Origin of the sequence: Oceanobacter sp. 4_MG-2023, from assembly GCF_030689165.1 — a bacterium.
Lineage (GTDB): Bacteria > Pseudomonadota > Gammaproteobacteria > Pseudomonadales > Oceanobacteraceae > Oceanobacter.
Map to the genome: position 1 here is coordinate 213,530 of NZ_JAUYVV010000003.1, position 18,920 is coordinate 232,449.

At 57.8% G+C, this 18,920-nt stretch carries 14 protein-coding genes; 8 read left to right on the forward strand and 6 right to left on the reverse strand.

The genetic code is table 11. The annotated features are described in order from the left end of the window. Nucleotides 1-3 precede the first annotated feature (3 nt). The 6 genes from Q8W24_RS04125 to chrA all read left to right on the forward strand — a co-directional run bounded on the left by Q8W24_RS04125 (nt 4) and on the right by chrA (nt 6,003). Nucleotides 4-795 (forward strand): sulfite exporter TauE/SafE family protein, encoded by a 792-nt coding sequence (locus Q8W24_RS04125; protein ID WP_368501340.1) that lies wholly within the window; start codon nt 4-6, stop codon nt 793-795. Between the two features lie 88 nt (nt 796-883). Continuing rightward, nucleotides 884-1,690, forward strand: coding sequence for a prolipoprotein diacylglyceryl transferase (lgt, locus tag Q8W24_RS04130; RefSeq protein ID WP_303431167.1), 807 nt, complete (start codon nt 884-886; stop codon nt 1,688-1,690). Between the two features lie 28 nt (nt 1,691-1,718). Further along, the gene (thyA, locus tag Q8W24_RS04135; RefSeq protein WP_305474493.1) at nt 1,719-2,513 is read left to right on the forward strand and encodes a thymidylate synthase; all 795 of its coding nucleotides are present in this window, start codon (nt 1,719-1,721) and stop codon (nt 2,511-2,513) included. Between the two features lie 525 nt (nt 2,514-3,038). Beyond that, a complete protein-coding gene (locus Q8W24_RS04140) occupies nt 3,039-3,554 on the forward strand; it encodes a dihydrofolate reductase (RefSeq protein ID WP_305413550.1) in 516 nt (171 codons plus the stop codon). 129 nt (nt 3,555-3,683) lie between these two features. Continuing rightward, complete coding sequence (locus Q8W24_RS04145) at nt 3,684-4,754, forward strand: patatin-like phospholipase family protein (protein WP_305474495.1); 1,071 nt, start codon at nt 3,684-3,686, stop codon at nt 4,752-4,754. A gap of 61 nt (nt 4,755-4,815) precedes the next feature. Continuing rightward, nucleotides 4,816-6,003, forward strand: a complete 1,188-nt coding sequence (chrA, locus tag Q8W24_RS04150) for a chromate efflux transporter (protein WP_305474496.1) — start codon at nt 4,816-4,818, stop codon at nt 6,001-6,003. A gap of 78 nt (nt 6,004-6,081) precedes the next feature. Here chrA and Q8W24_RS04155 read toward each other — a convergent pair whose 3' ends face one another. The 6 genes from Q8W24_RS04155 to argE form a co-directional block, all read right to left on the reverse strand. Continuing rightward, complete coding sequence (locus Q8W24_RS04155) at nt 6,082-7,548, reverse strand: efflux transporter outer membrane subunit (protein WP_305474498.1); 1,467 nt, start codon at nt 7,546-7,548, stop codon at nt 6,082-6,084. Then, nucleotides 7,545-10,733, reverse strand: coding sequence for an efflux RND transporter permease subunit (locus Q8W24_RS04160; RefSeq protein WP_305413545.1), 3,189 nt, complete (start codon nt 10,731-10,733; stop codon nt 7,545-7,547). The genes Q8W24_RS04155 and Q8W24_RS04160 overlap by 4 nt, the downstream gene beginning before the upstream one ends. Nucleotides 10,734-10,751: 18 nt before the next feature. Continuing rightward, entirely contained in the window at nt 10,752-11,951 is a 1,200-nt protein-coding gene (locus tag Q8W24_RS04165) for an efflux RND transporter periplasmic adaptor subunit (protein ID WP_305474499.1), read from the reverse strand. 288 nt (nt 11,952-12,239) lie between these two features. Beyond that, nucleotides 12,240-13,061 (reverse strand): spermidine synthase, encoded by an 822-nt coding sequence (locus Q8W24_RS04170; RefSeq protein ID WP_303431157.1) that lies wholly within the window; start codon nt 13,059-13,061, stop codon nt 12,240-12,242. 17 nt (nt 13,062-13,078) lie between these two features. After that, nucleotides 13,079-14,383, reverse strand: coding sequence for an amino-acid N-acetyltransferase (gene argA, locus Q8W24_RS04175; protein WP_303431156.1), 1,305 nt, complete (start codon nt 14,381-14,383; stop codon nt 13,079-13,081). 128 nt (nt 14,384-14,511) lie between these two features. Next, on the reverse strand, nt 14,512-15,684 hold the full coding sequence (gene argE / locus Q8W24_RS04180; protein ID WP_305474500.1) for an acetylornithine deacetylase: 1,173 nt from the start codon (nt 15,682-15,684) through the stop codon (nt 14,512-14,514). A gap of 14 nt (nt 15,685-15,698) precedes the next feature. On the opposite strand from argE, the gene Q8W24_RS04185 reads away from it, so the two are divergent. Next, nucleotides 15,699-17,039, forward strand: coding sequence for an inorganic triphosphatase (locus tag Q8W24_RS04185; protein ID WP_305474502.1), 1,341 nt, complete (start codon nt 15,699-15,701; stop codon nt 17,037-17,039). A 54-nt stretch (nt 17,040-17,093) separates the two neighbouring features. Beyond that, the gene (locus Q8W24_RS04190; protein ID WP_305413535.1) at nt 17,094-18,866 is read left to right on the forward strand and encodes a GspE/PulE family protein; all 1,773 of its coding nucleotides are present in this window, start codon (nt 17,094-17,096) and stop codon (nt 18,864-18,866) included. The last annotated feature ends 54 nt before the right edge of the window (nt 18,867-18,920 follow it).

Sequence of the window (18,920 nt, forward strand, 5' to 3'; positions counted from 1 at the left end):
TCTGTGACCACTCTGTTGATGTATCTCGCGGTAGGTGCCTTTGCCGGAACGCTGGCCGGGTTGTTTGGCATTGGTGGCGGCATGATCATTGTACCGGCCGTGCTGTTTGCCTTGGCGGCAGAAGGCGTTGGCGTGGATGTGATGACCCATATGGCCGTCGCCACGTCGCTGGCAACCATTGTTTTCACCTCACTCAGTTCGATCCGCGCCCACCACCTGAAAGGTGCCATCAATTGGCAAATGGTGTCGCTGATGACGATGGGCATTATCGTTGGCACCAGTCTGGGCGTGGTACTGATTGCCGAAGTCCCCGGGCCGCTGCTGCTGAAAATCATCGGCGTGTTTGCTGCCTTGCTGGGTATCCAGATGTTTTTTGGGCTGCAACCCCGTCCGGGTAAAAGCGCCCCGGGGCACAAGGAGCTGGGATTGGCCGGAGCCGTGATCGGTTTTGGCTCTTCCTGGTTTGGTATTGGCGGCGGCACGTTTTCCGTGCCATACCTGAGCTGGCGTCAGATCGAAATGCGTCAGGCAGTGGCAACCTCCGCCGCGTGTGGTTTGCCGATTGCCTTGACCGGCGCATTAACCAATATCTGGTCCGGCTGGGGCAACCCGGCCTTGCCCGCCTGGAGCACCGGCTTTGTTTATTGGCCTGCGGTGGCCGGTATTGTCATCACCAGCGTGCCCTTTGCCCGCCTGGGTGCCCATTTGGCGCATCGACTGGATCAGCGCAAGTTGAAAAAGGCATTTGCGGTCTTGCTGATCGGCGTATCCATCAAATTCCTGACGCTGTCATGATGGTGTCGAACGCCGGCGTTAGGCTCTTGTCACAGCCTGTCTTGTCCTCGCGTCTGGTCGGGGTAACACTTATTGTAAGGACGTCACCATGATGACTTATCCCGAGATCGACCCGATTGCCCTGGCGATCGGGCCATTAAAAATTCACTGGTATGGCCTGATGTACCTGCTGGCCTTTGGTGCCGCTTACAGCCTGGCAATCTGGCGTGCCCGTCGTCCCCAGTCTGGCTGGAACGATCAGCAGGTGTCTGATCTGGTGTTTTTTGGGGCCATGGGCGTTATTCTCGGCGGCCGCTTTGGCTACGTTTTGTTCTATAACTTCGATCAGTTTCTGGAAGATCCGCTGTGGCTGTTCCGGGTCTGGGAAGGCGGCATGTCCTTTCATGGTGGCTTGCTCGGAGTGCTGGTCGCGCTGGGCTGGTTCAGCTTCAAGTACAAAAAGAACTACTTTGATGTCGGTGACTTTGTAGCACCACTGGTTCCGATCGGTTTGATGTTCGGACGTATTGGCAACTTTATTGGTGGCGAACTCTGGGGCCGCGTTGCTGACCCTGCGGTAGTGCACTGGGCCATGGTATTCCCGCGCGCCGATAACCTGCCTCGTCACCCGTCACAGCTGTATCAGGCCGGGCTGGAAGGCTTCTTGCTGTTTATTCTGTTGTTGTGGTATTCCAACCGCCCGCGTCCGCGCATGGCGGTTGGGGCTGCGTTCCTGTTTGGTTATGGGGTATTCCGCAGTATCGCCGAGTTTTACCGCGAGCCGGATGCCCATATCGGCTTCGACCTGTTTGGCTGGATGAGCCGCGGGCAATTACTCAGCATGCCGATGATTCTGGCTGGGCTGGTTCTGTTGCTGGTGGCTTATCGGCGTAATCGTTTTGCGCCGGTCAGTTGAGCGTTTGTTTGATAATAAAAGGTAATGTATGAAAGCGTATCTGCAACTGATGAAACACGTACGTGAACAGGGTGTGTTCAAGCAAGACCGTACCGGCACCGGCACCTACAGCTGTTTTGGTTATCAGATGCGATTTGATCTCCAGGATGGTTTCCCGCTGGTGACCACCAAAAAACTGCATCTGCGCTCGATCATTCATGAGCTGTTATGGTTTCTCAGTGGCGATACCAACATCCGTTACCTGCAAGACAACAAGGTAACCATCTGGGATGAATGGGCCGATGCCGAAGGCAACCTCGGGCCGGTTTACGGTGCCCAGTGGCGCTCCTGGCCCACCGCCAGTGGTGAGCAGATCGACCAGCTCAGCCAGCTGGTTGAACAGATTCGTAATAACCCGGATTCCCGCCGGCTGATTGTCAGTGCCTGGAACGTAGGGGAAATTCACAACATGGCCTTGCCGCCGTGTCATGCGTTTTTCCAGTTCTACGTTGCCGAAGGCAAGCTCTCCTGCCAGCTCTACCAGCGCAGCGCAGACATCTTCCTGGGCGTCCCCTTCAACATTGCCAGTTATGCCCTGTTGGTGCATATGGTGGCGCAGCAGTGCGATCTGGCAGTGGGCGACTTCGTCTGGACCGGTGGCGACGTGCACCTCTACGCCAACCACCTGGAACAAACGGATGAGCAATTGTCACGAGAGCCAAAAGTGCTGCCGCACCTGAATATCAAACGCAAACCGGCATCCTTGTTTGACTACTGCTTTGAAGATTTTGAAATCGAAGGCTATCAGCACCACCCGCATATCAAGGCACCGGTAGCGATTTAAAGGGCCGTAATTCAAGGTGCAGCTGAAATCCGCGGGCAGGCAGAGACAGGCTCAAGATGGGATTACCGGACGCTTACCCCCGAGATTATGGCGTCAAGGTTATAGTGTTTGGTTTTGTAGGTCTGACTATGCGCGGCCACATGTTCCAAAATGGAACACGTGCTCTTTTCATCCAGTTCGCCTGCTTTAAAAATATTGCTTAAATGCTTGGTAATAGCGGACCGCTTAGTATCAAAAAGCTCCGCCATTTGCGCTTGTGTTAGCCACAGCGTTTCCTGTTCCAGTTTGATCTCAATCTGCACTTGGCCATCATGTGACGGCAAGGATACGGATGGAATTTATCAGACACGGAGAGCTGGCCCCTGCGTGGAATTGATCAGGTGCGGAGTCGGGCGGACACCAATGGCGTCCATACGGCACGTTTGGGGGCTGGTTCTGCTGCAATACGGGCGTTATCATCGGTCGTTTGGTGTCATTTGCTGGTAACAGCGGTGATGTTCTCCCGGTTTGACGCGGTTCTTGCCCATGAAGCTGTCTCTGATTGTTGCTCTGTCACGTAACCATACGATTGGTCTCGATAATCAATTGCCCTGGCATTTGCCGGGTGATTTGAAGTATTTCCGCGACAGTACCATGGGCAAGCCGGTGGTGATGGGGCGTAAAACCCATGAAAGTATTGGCCGGGCCTTGCCTGGTCGCGCCAATATTGTGATCAGTCGTCAGCCGGATTATCAGGCGGATGGTGTGGCGGTGGTCGACAGTCTGGAGTGTGCCATCGAGCTGGCGGCGCGGTTGGCGTTACAGACCGATGCCGATGAGGCCATGATCATGGGGGGCGCGGAAATCTATCGTCAGGTGTTGCCGCTGGTTGAGCGTATGTATCTGACGGAAGTGGATGCCGATATCGAGGGCGATGCGTTTTTCCCGGATTTTGACCGTTCCGAGTGGCGTGAGTTGAGCAGCGAAGCCTACGGCCCCAGTGATACCAATCCCTATCCTTATCGCTTTGTGGTGTACGACCGTATCGTGTGCGACGAGTAGTTTTGCTGGCAGCCGGGCCGCCAATCGGCAACGGTTGCGACGCACTATAACGGCTCAGGCTGTCTGGCTTGAGTCCGACCCCTAATCCTCTCATCATAGCGGCTTATCGTATTGAGCAGGATTCTGGCTGTGTCCCATTTGCCGTTAAAGGTGTTCGCTGGCGCGGAGGCGTTACAGCATATTCGTGAGCATGGTTTGCACGCGGATGATATTGAGGTGGTGCTGGGGGCTTCCGGTGGGCCGAAGTGGCTGGTATTGGCGGCCATGGACCGTTATTTGCTCCGGGAGTGGTTTGCCCAGCGCAGCCAGCCATTGCATTTGTTGGGAACGTCGGCCGGTGCCTGGCGGCTCAGTTGTTTTGCCCAGCAGGATGCCCTGGCGGCGCATCAGCGTTTTCTTGAGGCGTATGTCAGTCAGCGTTATTCGGCCAAGCCAACGCCGCAGGAAGTGGCAACCGAGTGTCGTCATATTCTTGATCTCACCCTGGGTGAGCAGGGGCTGGCGGAGATTCTGGCCCATCCTTTTATGCGTTATCACACTCTGGTGACGCGCTGTCGTGGCTTGACCGCCAGTGATATCCACTGGCTACAAACGGCGGGCTGGCTCGGGGCGATTGGGGCCAACCTGTTATCACGCAAGGGGATGCGCCCCTGGGTTGACCGGGTGCTGTTCCATCATCCCGACAAGCCACCCATCGACCATTTTCCTCATTTGCCCGCACAACATGTCACATTAACTGCCGATAATCTGCGCCCGGCTATTTTGGCGACGGGGGCGATTCCGTTGGTGATCGACGGGGTGCGTGATATTGCCGGAGCGCCAAAAGGCACGTATCGGGATGGCGGTATTACCGACTACCAGTTTGATTTGCCGGTGTTGCCGAACAAAGGGTTTGTGCTGTATCCCCATTATTTTGCCCAGGCTCCCAAGGGTGGCTGGTTCGACAAGAAGTTACGCTGGCGTACCGCATCACGGGAGTATTACCGTCGCACCATCATTATTGCGCCGTCGTGGGAGTTTGCGGCGACCTTGCCGGGCGGCCGCATCCCGGATCTGGATGATTTTTACGATTTTGATTACTCACAGCGGCGGCTGCGCTGGGAGCAGGTACTGGCGGCTTGCGAAGGGCTGGCGGATGCGCTGGATCATATTCACAGTCAGCAGCGCTGGGCGGAGATTGCCGAGCCTTTACCCTGGTAGATCGCCCGGCTCGGGCCGGGTGTGTACGAGGGGTTTTTGAATCAATACAGGGCGACGGTATATGGCACGAGTGATTGAAGTATTCCGGGTTTTTTTATGGCTGGGGTTAACGTCTTTTGGTGGCCCGGTTGCCCATTTGGGGTATTTCCGTAGCGAGCTGGTAGAAAAACGTGGCTGGTTGAGCGATGCCGCGTATGCCGATCTGGTGGCCCTGTGTCAGTTTTTGCCTGGCCCGGCCAGCTCTCAGGTTGGTTTTGGGCTGGGGTTGATGCGGGCTGGCTGGGGAGGAGCCTTGGCGGCCTGGCTGGCGTTTACGTTGCCGTCAGCACTGGCGCTGGTGGTGTTGGCCACCATGGCGACTACGGTGGCAGCGTTGGCGCCGCTGTTACAGGGGCTGAAAATTGTGGCGGTGGCCATTGTTGCTCACGCGGTGCTGGGCATGGCGCGTACCTTGTGCCCCGACCGGGCCAGAGCGTCGATGGCGTTGCTGGCGGCGGCACTGGTGCTGTTACTGGGTGGTTTGAGTGGGCAGTTATGGGCGATCGCAGTGGGCATGCTGGGCGGCATGATCTGCTGTCGTCATTTGGCTGGGGCTGTGCCGGAGGTTCCCTTGTTTGGTGTGTCCCGTCGTGCTGGTCTGGTGGCTCTGGGGCTGTTTGTGGTGTTGCTGGGGGGATTACCCTGGCTGGCGCTGGCAACGGCGGAGCCGGGCTGGCAGCTGTTCGACAGCTTTTATCGGGCCGGGGCGCTGGTGTTTGGTGGTGGCCATGTGGTGTTGCCGCTGCTGGAGGCAGAAACCGTGCAGGCCGGGCGTGTTGGGGCTGAGGCTTTTCTGGCCGGTTACGGCGCAACTCAGGCGGTGCCGGGGCCGTTGTTTACTTTCAGTGGATTTCTGGGGGCCGAGTGGGCGCAAGGTCTGGGGGCTTCCGGGTTGATGACCTGGAGTCTGGCCGGGCTGGCGCTGGTGGCGGTGTTTCTGCCCGGTTTTTTGTTGCTGGTGGCGGTCTTGCCGTTCTGGCAGCTGGCGGGGCAATGGGCCGGATTACGGGCGCTGATGGCGGGAGCCAATGCGGCGGTGGTCGGGATTCTGGCGGCGGCCTTGTATCAACCGGTGTTTACCAGTGCCATTCATTCATCGGCGGAAATGGCTTTGGCGTTGCTGTGTTTTGTTTTGCTGACCAGCTGGAAAGCACCGTCCTGGCTGGTGGTGATCGTAGGGGCATTGGGTGGTTGGGTGCTGGGTTTTTGATAACCGAACAAGAGGCCGGGTAATCCCGGCCTCGGTTGGACTGTTTGTTGTTTGTGATGCTATGTGAGTGGGAAGACGTCAGGACTCTGTTGCGGTGGCGGGGGTTATCTCGGCGATTGGCGCTGCCGTGGTTGCCGGTTCTGGCTCTGCCAACCCTCCCCCTAACACCCGATACAGCGTGATGCGGTTGGACAGCTCTTCCAGCTGCGAGCTGATCAGTTCCTGCTGGGCTGAGTAGTAGGTGCGCTCACTGAGCAGGGTGTCCTGAAAACTGTCAACACCGGCCTGGTAACGCTTCATGGCCAGTTCATGGCTGCGTCCGGCGGCATCGACATAGGCGCTTTCTGCATCCAACTGATCCTGAATGGTGGCACGGCGGGCAAGGGCGTTAGCAACTTCCGCAAAGGCGCTCTGAATGGTGTATTCGTAGTCGGCCAGATACTTCTGTTGCTCGGCCTTGGCGGCTTCCAGATCGGCTTCCTTGCTGCCCCAGTCGAAGATATTCATGCTCAGGCTGGGGGCCAGCGTCCAGACCGTGGAAGCACCTCCGCTGAACAGGCTCGATAACGCCGCGCTGGCGACACCACCGGTTGCGGTCAGGCTCAAGGATGGAAAATACGCCGCCCGGGCTGCGCCTATATTGGCGTTGGCGGATTTCAGCGTGTGTTCGGCCGCCAGCACATCCGGTCTTTGCAAGAGTACCGCCGACGACAGCCCGACGGGAATGTCGGTCACCAGCTGTTGCGTGGTGGGCAAGCTGGTGGGCAGCAGGGCATCATCCAGGTCGGAGCCGACCAGCAGTTGCAGGGCGTTTTGGTCTTGTGCGACCTGGTTGCGATAGCTGGCGATATCGGCTCGGGCGCTGTGGTAGGTGGTTTCTGCCGAGACCAGATCAATCCGTGAGTCGACTCCCAGCTCCAGCCGTTTGGCGGTAATTTCCATGGCTTTCTGGGCACTGTCGGCAGTCTGTTGGGCCAGTGCCAGCCGGTTCTGATCCGAGGCCAGCGTCAGCCAGGCGTTGGCGGTTTCCGCTATCAGGCTGATATGGGCGGCGCGGGCGGTTTCGGCACTGGCGTAATAGCTTTCCCGCTCGGCGTCGGTAAGGCTGCTGTTTTTGCCAAACAGATCGATCTCGTAGGCGCTTAAACCGCCGGTGGCTTGCCAGTCACTGCTGACGCTGCCGTCGGTGTTGACGCGGGAGCCTTCGATGCTGGCGTCGAGTGCGGGGTATTGGTCGGCACTTTGGCCGCGATAAGTGGCCCGGGCAGCGGCGACATCGGCGATGGTGGCACGCAGGTCACGGTTATTGGCCAGTGCCTGTTCGATCACCTGTTCGAGGCGTTGGTCCTGGATAAAATCCTGCCACGGCAGCTGCTGGGCGGCACTGAGGTTATTCTGGCTCTGGCTGTCAGCATCCGGCAGCTGTGCCGGGATGGGAGCATCCGGGCGCTGGTAGTCCGGGGCCATGCTGGCACAGCCGGACATCAGTACAACGGCGGTGATGGACCACAACAGCGGGCGACAGCAGTGAATGATCGGCTTCATACGGAGGCTCCTGTGTGGTTTGGTGACGGTTTTTTATCCAGGCTGGTGGTGGTCATGGCGGCGTCATCGTCATCATCATCGTAACGTTTGCGGCCCGGAAACAGGCCGCGCACCAGCACAAAGAACAGCGGTACAAAAAACAACGCCAGTACGGTGGCACTGAAAGTACCCCCAACAATGCCGGTACCGATGGAGTTACGACTGTTGCCACCGGCACCGCTGGACAAGGCCAGTGGCAAGGTGCCGAAGATAAACGCCAGCGAGGTCATCAGAATGGGGCGCAAGCGCAGGAATGCCCCTTCGACGGCAGACTCAACCAGCCCCTTGCCTTTCATATAGGCGTCTTCGGCAAACTCGACGATCAGAATGGCGTTTTTGGATGCCAGACCAATGGTTGTCAGTAAGGCGACCTGAAAATAAATGTCGTTTTCCAGGCCCCGGAATGTTGCCGCCAGCACTGAGCCCAGAACCCCCAATGGCACAACCATAATCACGGCGATGGGGACCGACCAGCTTTCATACAAGGCGGCCAGCGCCAGAAAGACCACCAGAATCGAGATGGCATACAGCATGGTGGACTGGCCACTGGACAGCCGTTCCTGATAGGACAAGCCGCTCCAGGAGCCGTTGGCACCGCCACCGAGGGCGCTGGTCAGGGCTTCCATTTCGTCCATGGCATCACCGGAGCTGGCACCGCTGGCGGCGGCCCCTTCGATTTCGTAGGAGGCAAAGCCGTTATAGCGGCTCAATGTCTGCGGCCCGGATGACCAGTAGCTGCTGGTAAAGGCAGAAAACGGCGTCATTTCGTTGTCGCTGCCACGGACAAACCAGTATTGCAGGTCATCGGGTTTGGCGCGGTATTCACTGTCTCCCTGGACGTAGACTTTTTTCACCCGGCCGTTATCAATAAAGTCGTTGACGTAGGAACCGGCCCAGGCCGTCGACAGGGTGGAAGAAACGTCCGACAGCGAGACCCCCAGGGATACCGCTTTGGCCTGGTCAATCTCGAGTTGCAGTTGCGGCGTATCGCTCAGGGCGCTCAGCCGTATCCCGGTAATCTGGTCGCTGGCGCTGGCGGCTTGTATCAGCTGGTCCTTGAGCGTGATCAGCTCTTCTCGGCTGGTGCCGGGAGCGGCGAGTAGTTCGTAGGTAAAGCCGTTGCTCTGCCCCAGGCCTCGGATGGATGGAGGGGACAAGATAAAGAAGTTGGCGTCACGAATGGTCGACAGGCTCGCTCGGGCACGTTGGATAATGGCGTTGGCGGAGGTGTCTGCGCTGGTGCGTTCGTCCCAGTGTTTCAACGCCACAAAGGCCATGCCGGTATTCTGCCCGGAGCCGGCGAAGCTGAAGCCGGAAATGGCGAAGATGTGTTTGACGTTGTCGGCTTCATTGTCGAGGAAATAATCCTCGATCTCGCGGGCGACTGCGGCCGTGCGCGGCAAGGATGCGCCGGTGGGCAGGTTGAACATCACCATGATTTCGGCCTGGTCTTCCGATGGCAAAAAGCCGGTTGGCAAGCGCATCAGCGAGAAGGCCAGCACCGCAATAATGGCACAGTAACCCAGCATCCAGCGCAGGGGTCGGCGTATAACACCGGCAACGTTTCCCCGGTAGCGTTGGTTCATGGCGTCGAACTTGCGATTGAACCAGCCAAAAAAACCGCGCTGGCTGGCGCCGTGGTCGGTGGGTTTCAGCAAGGTGGCGCACAGGGTTGGCGTCAGTGTCAGTGCCACAATCACCGACAGGATCATCGAGGAGACAATGGTGACGGAGAACTGCCGGTAAATCACTCCGGTGGAGCCGCCAAAAAATGCCATGGGCAGGAAGACCGCCGACAACACCACGGCAATACCGATCAGGGCGGTGCTGATTTCTTTCATGGATTCGATGGTCGCCTGGCGCGGCGATAGGCCTTTTTCGGCCATCAGGCGTTCGACGTTTTCGACCACGACAATGGCATCGTCCACCAGCAAGCCAATCGATAACACCAGTGCCAGCATGGTCAGGGTATTGATGGAATAACCAAACACGGCCATCACACCAAAAGTACCCAGCAATACGACGGGCACGGCTACCGCAGGAATCAGGGTGGCGCGCCAGCTGCCCAAAAACAGATAGATAACGGCGATAACCAGAATAATGGCTTCGAACAGGGTGTGTTCAACTTCGGCGATGGAAACCGTGATGAAGTCGGTTGAGTCTTTCGGGTAGGCGATATCCCAGCCGGTTGGGAAGTTGGTTGCCAGCTTCGCCAGGGCTTCCTTGACGGCGACGGCGGTATCGAGTGCGTTGGCACCGGGGGATAACAGTACCGCCATGCCGGATGATGGGTGACGGTCCAGGCGGCCTTCGTAGCTGTAGCTTTCACTGCCGCGTTCTACCCTGGCGACATCGCCAAGCGTGACCAGGGCACCTGAGCTATCACTTTTGATAATGATATTGCGGAACTGCTCGGCGGTCTGCAGCATCGATTGGGCGGTGACGGTGGCGTTTAATTCCTGCCCGGCCGGTGCGGGTTGGGCACCGATATTACCGGCGGCAATCTGTACATTCTGGGCACTGATGGCACTGGTAACATCAGAGGTCATCAACTCATAGTTGGCCAGTTTGATCGGGTCGAGCCAGATCCGCATGGCGTATTGGGCACCAAATACCCGGGTGCTGCCGACCCCTTCGATACGGGCAATGGAATCCTGCATGTTCGAGGCAATGTAGTCGGAAATATCGTAGCCCGAGACGCTGTCGGTGGTGTCGTATACCGAGGCAATCAGCAAAAAGGAAGACTGTGAGGATTTTACCGTAACGCCATTGTCTTGCACCGCATCCGGCAAGCTGCTGGTGATCTGGGATACCTTGTTTTGTACCTGAACCTGGGCCATGTCCGGGTCGGTCCCCTGCTCAAAGGTCACGTCGATACTGGCATCACCATCGGAGGAGCTGGAGGAGCTGAAATACAGCAAGCCATCCAGCCCGGTCAGTTGCTGTTCGATAATCTGGGTCACGCTGTTTTCGACGGTTTCGGCCGATGCGCCAGTATAGGTGGCATCGATTTTAACGGTCGGTGGCGACACGCTGGGGTATTGGGCTACGGGTAACGACAAGATCGATTGCAGCCCGAATAGCATGATGATGATGGAAATCACCCAGGCAAATACCGGGCGATTGATAAAAAACTTGGCGATCATGGCAGGAAAGACTCCGGGTTATTCGCTGGCAAGCTGCGGTGTGTGGTCATCGGGGTTGGTATCGGTACGGCTCAATTTGATCGAGCCGTCGTCGTTGACCTGCGCCTTGACGGCAATGACGTCATTACCTGCCTGTATCTTGCTGGTTCCTTCCACTATCAGTTTGTCACCGGGCTCCACACCTGCAGATACCAGCCATTGATTGCCGATGGCGCGTTCTGTTGTGACGATGCGTTTTTCAACCTGATTCTTGTCATTGAGCAGCAAGGCCACGGCATGACCCTGGCTGTCGTGGGATATCCCTTGTTGTGGCAGCAGGATGGCGTTGTGGTTAACGGCATCTTCGACCACGGCGCGGACAAACATGCCGGGCAACAGGAGGCCATCCGGGTTGGCAAATTCGGCCCGCAGGGTGACTGAGCCGGTATCTTCGTTCACCGCGACTTCACGGACTTTCAGGGTGCCTTGGTGCTCATAGCGAGAGCCGTCTTCCAGAATCAGGCTGACTCTGGTACTGCCGGTTTTGATGCCGGACTGTTGCAGCAGTTTACGCAGCAGTAACTGATCCTTGGACGACTGGGTCATATCCACATACATCGGGTCGAGGGTATTGATGCTGGCCAGCGCGGTACTTTGTGAGGCATCCACCAGCGCTCCGGGAGTCACACTGGACAAGCCGATACGGCCACTGATCGGGGCGGTGATTCTGGTATAGCCGAGGTTGATGTTGGCGGTGACCAGCGCGGCCCTGGCGCTGGCGAGGGCGGCTTCGGCTTCCAGCCAGGTGGTATGGGCATCGTCAGCATCCTGTTGGGAGATGCCCTGAATGGTGACCAGACCAGCGTAGCGCTTGTCGGTCAAACGGGCTGATTCCAATGCCGCTTTGGCACTTTTGAGATTGGCTTTGGCCTGTTGCAGCGCCGCTTGGTAACTGGCTGGATCTATCTGGTAGAGCACATCTCCGGCATTCACCTGTGAGCCTTCTTCAAACAGGCGTTGCTGGATAATGCCGCCTACCTGGGGGCGGATATCCGAACTTTGCGATGCCACTGTGCGGCCTTTTAATTCACTGGTGAGGCTGACGGTCTGTGGCTGCACTTCAATATAGCTGACTTCCGGGGTCGGTGGCACCGGTGGTGCCTCGCTGGAGTCGGACAAACAACCAGACAGCAGAGCGATCAAGGTCAGGCTTGTGAATAAATGGATGAAGGATTTCATCGCGGAGAGTCCTCTGGTGAAACATGAATGATTAGCTTCCCGGATTGTTCAGAAACCAGGCGCAAAACCCGGTTTGTTGCGCGACCGTAGTGCCAGGAAAACATCAGGTTGGGAGTTGCCGCCATTGTCGCCGGGAGGAAGTTAAGAGCGGGTTAACAAAACGTAACAAAGCCGTATAAAAAGCAGCAGAAAGAGGCAATCAATGTGAATTTGATGCGAATGGTGTGGGCGCGGGTTGAGTATGAGTGGGGAGCAGGCCGAATAAGTGGATGGTTGACAGTTAAACCATTAATGATTGCCGGGAATCAGATTGCCCAGCAGCAGGTGGCAGCCGCCTTTGTCGCGAAAGAAAGGCCGACCGGCACGCCACAAGTTGAAGCCCAATGCTGCCGACCAGTGCTTGGCTTGTCGTTGTGCCTGCTTGGCATCCGGTATCGGCGTGGGAGTGAGTGGTGGTTTTTGCGCCCACAGAATCCAGTTGCCATCCTTGGTGGTAGCGTGCTGGGTAATGGGAAAACGTTGTTTGAGTTTCCACAACCAGAGTGCCTGGTCGCGGTGTTCGCGCCACAGGTTGAGTACCAGCCAGCCACCGGGTGACAGGTGCTGATGGCAGTGGTCGAGAAAGCTTTCTTGCAACTGTTGCTGATCCAGACCGTCGGCCAGAAACAGGTCGCTGAGTAACCAGTCTGCGGCGTTGGGGGGCGCCTCGGCCAGCCAGGCTCCGGCATCGGCAATCTGGACGTTCAGATGGCTGTCACGGGGCAGGGCAAAATATTGCCGCGCCACCTGTAATACCGCTGCTCGCAGTTCCACTACATTAATCTGGGACTCGGGCAGCAGGCTATGAATCGTATTGGCCAGCAGCCCTCCTCCCAGACCCAACAAACAGATGCGTTGTGGTGCTTGCTCGGCAAACAATAACAGCGAGGCCAGCATGGCGCGGCTGTATTCGTGCTGCAGCTGTCTGGGCTGGTGCTTGAGCAGGCAGCTCTGTTCATCGGCAGTACCAAAACTGAGGTAGCGTTTGTTGCCGTCATCGAACACCTGTATGACGCCATGGTCGTCGTAGCGGCGGTGTATTTCATTGGCGGCAATAAACCACTCACTCATTGTCTTGATGCCTGTGCTCAGAGGGTTTTCAGGAAGACCTTGGAGTTACGCTGGAAGTTATAAAGCTTCTGGCGTTCTTCGGGCAGGTCGGAGACCTGGCCAGGCACAAACCCCTGTTCAATAAACCAGTGGGCAGTCCGGGTGGTCAGTACAAACAGTTGCTGGAACTGGCGCTTGCGGGCTTCCTGTTCAATTTGATCCAGTAGCAGCTGGCCGCGGTGGCCGCCACGATAGTCGGGGTGAACCGCCACACAGCCGAGCTCGGCGCGGTCGTCAGAGTAGGGGTAAAGCGCGGCGCAGGCGGTGATCATGCCGTCCCGTTCGATAACATAAAAACGGTTCAGCTCGGTTTCCAGCAACTCCCGTGAGCGGCGTACCAGAATGCCGGCGTCTTCCAGCGGTTTCAGCAAGGAGAGGATGCCGCCAACGTCATCGATTCTGGCCGGCCGCAGCTGGTCGTACGGGTCCTGGCTGATCATGGTGCCCTTGCCCTCGCGGGTGAACAGCTCCTGCAGCAGGGCGCCATCGTGCTGAAAGCTGATCAGATGTGCCCGTGGCACTCCCTGGCTGACGGCTTTGAGGGCCGCTTCGGCGTGATGGCGGGCTTCGCCGTGAAAGTGGGTCAGGCGTTCTTCGAGGCTGCGGCAGGTCAGTTGCTGCAAGGTCTCGCCGTTGTCTTCGAGCAAGCCGTCATCCTGTCCCATCAGAATCAGTTTGTCGGCGCGCAGGCTGATGGCCGCCTGACGGGCAACATCTTCGACGGCCAGGTTGAACACTTCGCCAGAGGGCGAGTAACCAAGGCAGGACAACAGCACAATATTGCCAGCCGCGAGCAGGTCGGTAATGGCGCTATGGTCGATCCGGCGTACTTCGCCGGTGTGCTGGAAATCAATGCCATCAATCACGCCCATTGGGCGGGCGGTGACAAAATTGCCGCTGACTACTCGCATGCGGGCACCGTGCATGGGGGAATTGGGCAAGCCGACGGACATGCGGGATTCAATGTCTGCCTTGACGTAACCAACCGCGGCTTTGACCGCGGTTAACGCCTGGCGGTCGGTGATGCGGAAGTCTTTGTAAAAAGTACTTTGTACGCCCAGACGTTCCAGTGCGGTATCGATCTGCGGTCGTGCGCCATGGACCAGTACCAGGCGTACGCCCAGGCTGGTCAGCAGGGCGATATCCTGGACAATATGGGTAAAGTTGGCGTCGGCGATGGCGTCGCCTTCGAACATCAGCACAAAGGTTTTGCCCCGGTGCGCATTGATGTAGGGGGAAGACTGACGAAACCAGTGCACATAAGCGGTGGTATCAGGGGTCACTGCAGTGTCTCATTCATGCAAGTAGAAGGTAGTCGGACGATTTAACCATGCTCATCCGCTGGGCACTACTGCCGGCAGCGGAAATGCCTGTCAGGCCAATCGTGTCGGGCTGATATTCAGGGTGCCGGTCAGCTCTGGGGAGTGAGGCAAAATTGCTGGATCAGGGACTGCAGCAGTTTGACGCCCGGTGCGATCTGGTCGATGGCGAGGAATTCATCCACCTGATGGGCCTGATCAATACTGCCCGGCCCCATTACAATGGTTTCAAACCCAAGCGCTTGCAGGAAGGGCGCTTCGGTGGCGAAAGCGACGGCTTCGCTTGGGTGGCCGGTCAGTCGCTCGGCAGCCTGTACCAGAGCACTGCTGGCGGGGGTTTCAAACGGCTCGACACCGGGAAAGTGGCTTTCCAGCTCGAACGTTACCTGGTTCTGGGCGGCGATGGGGCTGAGTCGCTGGCGAATCTCGTTACGCAAATCGTCATTACTCATGCCTGGCAAGGCGCGCAGATCAAAGGCCAGCTCGCAGCTGCCACAGATGCGGTTGGGGTTGTCGCCACCGTGGATACAACCGAGGTTCAGCGTTGGTACCGTGACGGCAAAATGGGCATTGTTATATTGCGTCGCCAGCTCGCGGCGCAGGGTTCTGAGTTCGCCGATGACATCGTGCATGGCATCGATGCTGTTGACGCCCAGCTCCGGGTTGGATGAATGCCCGGCGCGGCCGGTGAGGCGCACGCTTTCCATAATAATGCCCTTGTGCATGCGGATAGGACGCAGGCTGGTGGGTTCACCAATCACGGCATAACGGCCCTTGAGGCGACCCTGGTGAGCGAGATCACGAGCGCCGGTCATGGCGCTTTCTTCATCGGCGGTGGCCAGAACAATCAGTGGCTGCTGGAAATTGCTGGCCTGAAACACCTGTACGGCTTCCAGTATCAGTGCAAAAAAGCCTTTCATATCACAGCTGCCAAGACCGTACAGGCGGCCGTCACGTTCGGTGAGGGTGAAAGGATCGGACTGCCACAGCTGCGGGTTGCAGGGCACGGTGTCGGTGTGACCACTGAGCACCAGACCGCCATCGCCACTGCCCAGTGTTGCGATCAGGTTCGCTTTGTCGGGGTGATTCGTGACGGGCAGGATCTCGCAGGCAAACCCCAGCGCCTCAAGCCAATGGGCGAGGCAGTGAATCACCGCCAGGTTGCTCTGGTCGTACTGGGGTAATACCGAGCTGATGCTGTTATGGCTGATCAAGGTGCTCAGGCTTTCGATGAGCGTAGGGACTTTCCGGGCAGAAACAGACATAAAGCAATGACCTTGTGCTTGCGCAACCTGACGAGCGTCATGACAATAGCGCCATGACCTATGAAATTGAGCTTAAACTGCGTTTTGCCCCGGAGCACGCCATTGCCTTGCAGCAGGCGCTGGATGTGCGGGCAACGCGTGGCGGACATTCTACGCTGAACAACACCTACTTTGACACTGAGCAAGGGGACTTGTCGCGCCAGGCGTGTGCCCTGCGTATTCGTCAAAACGGTGAGTCATCGTTTGAGCAAACCCTGAAAACCCGGGGTAGCAATCAAGGGGGGCTGAGTGTTCGTCATGAATGGAACTGGCCTCTCGATCATCACCAGTTGGATACCACCTTGCTGGCCAGCGATGTGGTACGGGCGCACTGGCCTGACGGCGTGTGTGCTGACTCACTGCTGCCCTTGTTCAGCACCAACTTTGCGCGCCAGCGCTGGGTCTGGCAGCGGGGGCCAAGCCAGGTCGAGGTGGTACTGGATCGTGGCCTGATCCAGGGCGGAGGTACGGAGGTGCCCTTGTGTGAACTGGAGCTGGAGCTGCTGCAAGGGGACCCCGCCGATATCTGGTGGATGGCCGAGACACTGGGTGCCGAGGTGCCGCTGTGGATGAGCGACATCAGTAAAGCCGAGCGCGGTTACCGCCTCCTGGGCATGGGTCGGGACTGGCGTCAGCGGGGTAATCTGTTTGCCTGTGATGCCGATCCGGCCCTCTTGCCAACGCAACTGAATGAAAGCCTTGAGTGGATCAAACGGGCGCTGGAAGCATTACTTTGGGAGCCTCCGCGTAGCGCCGATCTGGCGATCGATTTTGCCGCACAGCTGTTAGCTTTTTTTGAGCTGGCACGGCAGGAACCGGCGCTGCAGCAATATTTGCCCGCCGGGACTCTGGTAGACTCGGCGCTGGCGTTGACTTATGCCTGTCTGGTGCAGACCGGATGTGATGAGCAGTCATCATGCTTTGGGCAAGCCGAGGCTGAGATTAACCAATGGCGTGAACAGCCTTCGCTGGGGAGTGCCTTGTTGCAACTGGGCCAGGGTTTATGGCAATGGCAGCCCAGTGGTGTTTCGTCGCCGGAGGCCGTCTCGTCACTGTCCCGGTATCTGTTGTCGCGGTCCGTCAATGCCCCGTTACGAGGGGCCGACTGGTCGCCATCGCAGCTGGTGGCGCTGATGTTACTGGCAAGGGATAACGGGTCGCTCACATCGGCGAACCGGGCGGAAATTGCTCGTCTGGCCCATGAGTTGCTGGGTCTGCAGTTGCACCAGGTAGCGTTGGGTTCTGACAGCCGGGCCATGGCAGTGCAGCAGCATTCCCGGCGGTTGTCTGGATTAGTGGCGCAGTGGATGCACTGACGCCCGTCGTCGCCTTGTTTCTATCGTATTCTTTTTCTTCTCTGGAGTTTTTCCATGCAGTCTAGTGCTGATCGTCAACTGAGTCTTACTGGTCTGCTGGAGGATATGCGCAGAGACAGGTTGCTCAGTTCCAGCGATTACGAACAGGCTCTGGGTATACGTCGCCAGGCGGGAGAGGCGAGTTTGCATCCGCTGACCTTGCTGGCGCGGCAGAACTTTCAGGATGCTCGCCCCCATGGCAAAACCCTGACCGAAGATGTGCTCTGCGAGTGGTTGGCGCAGCGGGTAAATATGACCACCTGCCAGATTGATCCGCTGGAAATTGATGTGCCTTCTGTGACGGAGGTGATGTCGTACGCGTTTGCGGAGCGTCATTGTATTCTGGCGGTGCGGGTAAGCGCCGAGGAAGTGGTGGTGGCGACGGCAGAGCCGGATGTCACCAGCTGGGTGGTCGATCTCGAACATGTATCCCGGCGGCGGATTCAGCGTGTATTGGCGTCGCCGTCGGCCATTGAGCGTTACCGGGTAGAGTTTTACCAGCTGGCCAACTCGGTCAGCCGGGCGCGTGGCGATCATTCCAGCAGTGGTGCGGTACAGAATCTGGAAACCATGCTGGAACTGGGCAAGGCCAGAGCGCCGGATGCCAATGATGAGCACATCGTCAATATTGTTGACTGGCTGCTCCAGTATGCGTTTGACCAGCGCGCCAGTGATATTCATCTGGAGCCACGGCGGGAGGTGGCTCATGTGCGCTTCCGGATTGATGGCGTGTTGCACAATGTCTACGAGCTGCCTGCCCAGGTGGGTATGGCGGTGGTGGCACGGCTTAAATCCCTTGGCCGTATGAATATTGCGGAAAAACGCAAACCTCAAGACAGCCGTCTGAAGTCCAAGACCCCCTCTGGACAGGAAGTCGAGTTGCGGTTGTCGACCTTGCCCACGGCGTTTGGCGAAAAACTGGTGATGCGGATTTTTGACCCGCAGGTGCTGGTTCGCAGTTTTGTCGAGATGGGTTTTGGCAAGGAAGATCAGCGCCGCTGGCAGAAAATGGTCAGCAACAACCACGGAATCGTGTTTGTCACCGGGCCGACCGGGTCGGGTAAAACCACCACGCTGTACTCGACCCTGAAACAGCTGGCGACCGAGGACGTGAATGTCTGCAGTATCGAAGACCCGATCGAGATGGTCGAACCAGCCTTTAACCAGATGCAGGTACATCCGGGCATCGAGCTGACGTTCGCCAGCGGTGTGCGGGCGCTGCTGCGTCAGGACCCGGACATCATTATGGTCGGGGAGGTACGTGATCTGGAAACCGCAGAAATTGCCGTACAGGCGGCGCTTACCGGGCATTTGGTGTTATCGACCCTGCATACCAACGATGCACCTTCAGCGTTTACCCGATTGCAGGAACTGGGGCTGCCTGCCTATCTGATTCGTTCCAGTGTGCTGGGGGTGATGGCGCAGCGGTTGATCCGGTCGCTGTGTCCGCATTGCAAACAAAAACAGCCGACCGACGAAGCCGCATGGAAGCAGCTGACGGCTCCCTGGTTGGTCAAAACTCCCGAACAGGTGTACAGCGCTGTCGGGTGTCTTGAGTGTCGGGGGACCGGTTATATGGGGCGTCTGGGTATTTATGAAGTCATGCCCATGACCGAAACCCTGGAGCTTTTGATTAACGAACAGACGGATCAGCAAAAACTGCGTCAGGCGGCGATGAAAGAAGGCATGCACAGCTTGCGACTCAGTGGTGCCCACAAAGTGGCGGCTGGTTTGACAACAATGGAAGAAGTGATGCGTGTCGCACCGCTGGCACGACATTCAAGTTGATATTGTTGACGGACGCCCAGTAACACGAATCGTCATGGAGAGTCTGGGCTTCAA

What these genes read in the sequence shown, in the direction of transcription:
- lgt (WP_303431167.1), top strand. Translation starts at nt 884, where the DNA reads ATGATGACTTATCCCGAGATCGACCCGATTGCCCTGGCGATCGGGCCA.
- thyA (WP_305474493.1), top strand. Translation starts at nt 1,719, where the DNA reads ATGAAAGCGTATCTGCAACTGATGAAACACGTACGTGAACAGGGTGTG.
- Q8W24_RS04140 (WP_305413550.1), top strand. Translation starts at nt 3,039, where the DNA reads ATGAAGCTGTCTCTGATTGTTGCTCTGTCACGTAACCATACGATTGGT.
- chrA (WP_305474496.1), top strand. Translation starts at nt 4,816, where the DNA reads ATGGCACGAGTGATTGAAGTATTCCGGGTTTTTTTATGGCTGGGGTTA.
- Q8W24_RS04155 (WP_305474498.1), bottom strand. Translation starts at nt 7,548, where the DNA reads ATGAAGCCGATCATTCACTGCTGTCGCCCGCTGTTGTGGTCCATCACC.
- Q8W24_RS04160 (WP_305413545.1), bottom strand. Translation starts at nt 10,733, where the DNA reads ATGATCGCCAAGTTTTTTATCAATCGCCCGGTATTTGCCTGGGTGATT.
- Q8W24_RS04165 (WP_305474499.1), bottom strand. Translation starts at nt 11,951, where the DNA reads ATGAAATCCTTCATCCATTTATTCACAAGCCTGACCTTGATCGCTCTG.
- Q8W24_RS04170 (WP_303431157.1), bottom strand. Translation starts at nt 13,061, where the DNA reads ATGAGTGAGTGGTTTATTGCCGCCAATGAAATACACCGCCGCTACGAC.
- argE (WP_305474500.1), bottom strand. Translation starts at nt 15,684, where the DNA reads ATGTCTGTTTCTGCCCGGAAAGTCCCTACGCTCATCGAAAGCCTGAGC.
- Q8W24_RS04190 (WP_305413535.1), top strand. Translation starts at nt 17,094, where the DNA reads ATGCAGTCTAGTGCTGATCGTCAACTGAGTCTTACTGGTCTGCTGGAG.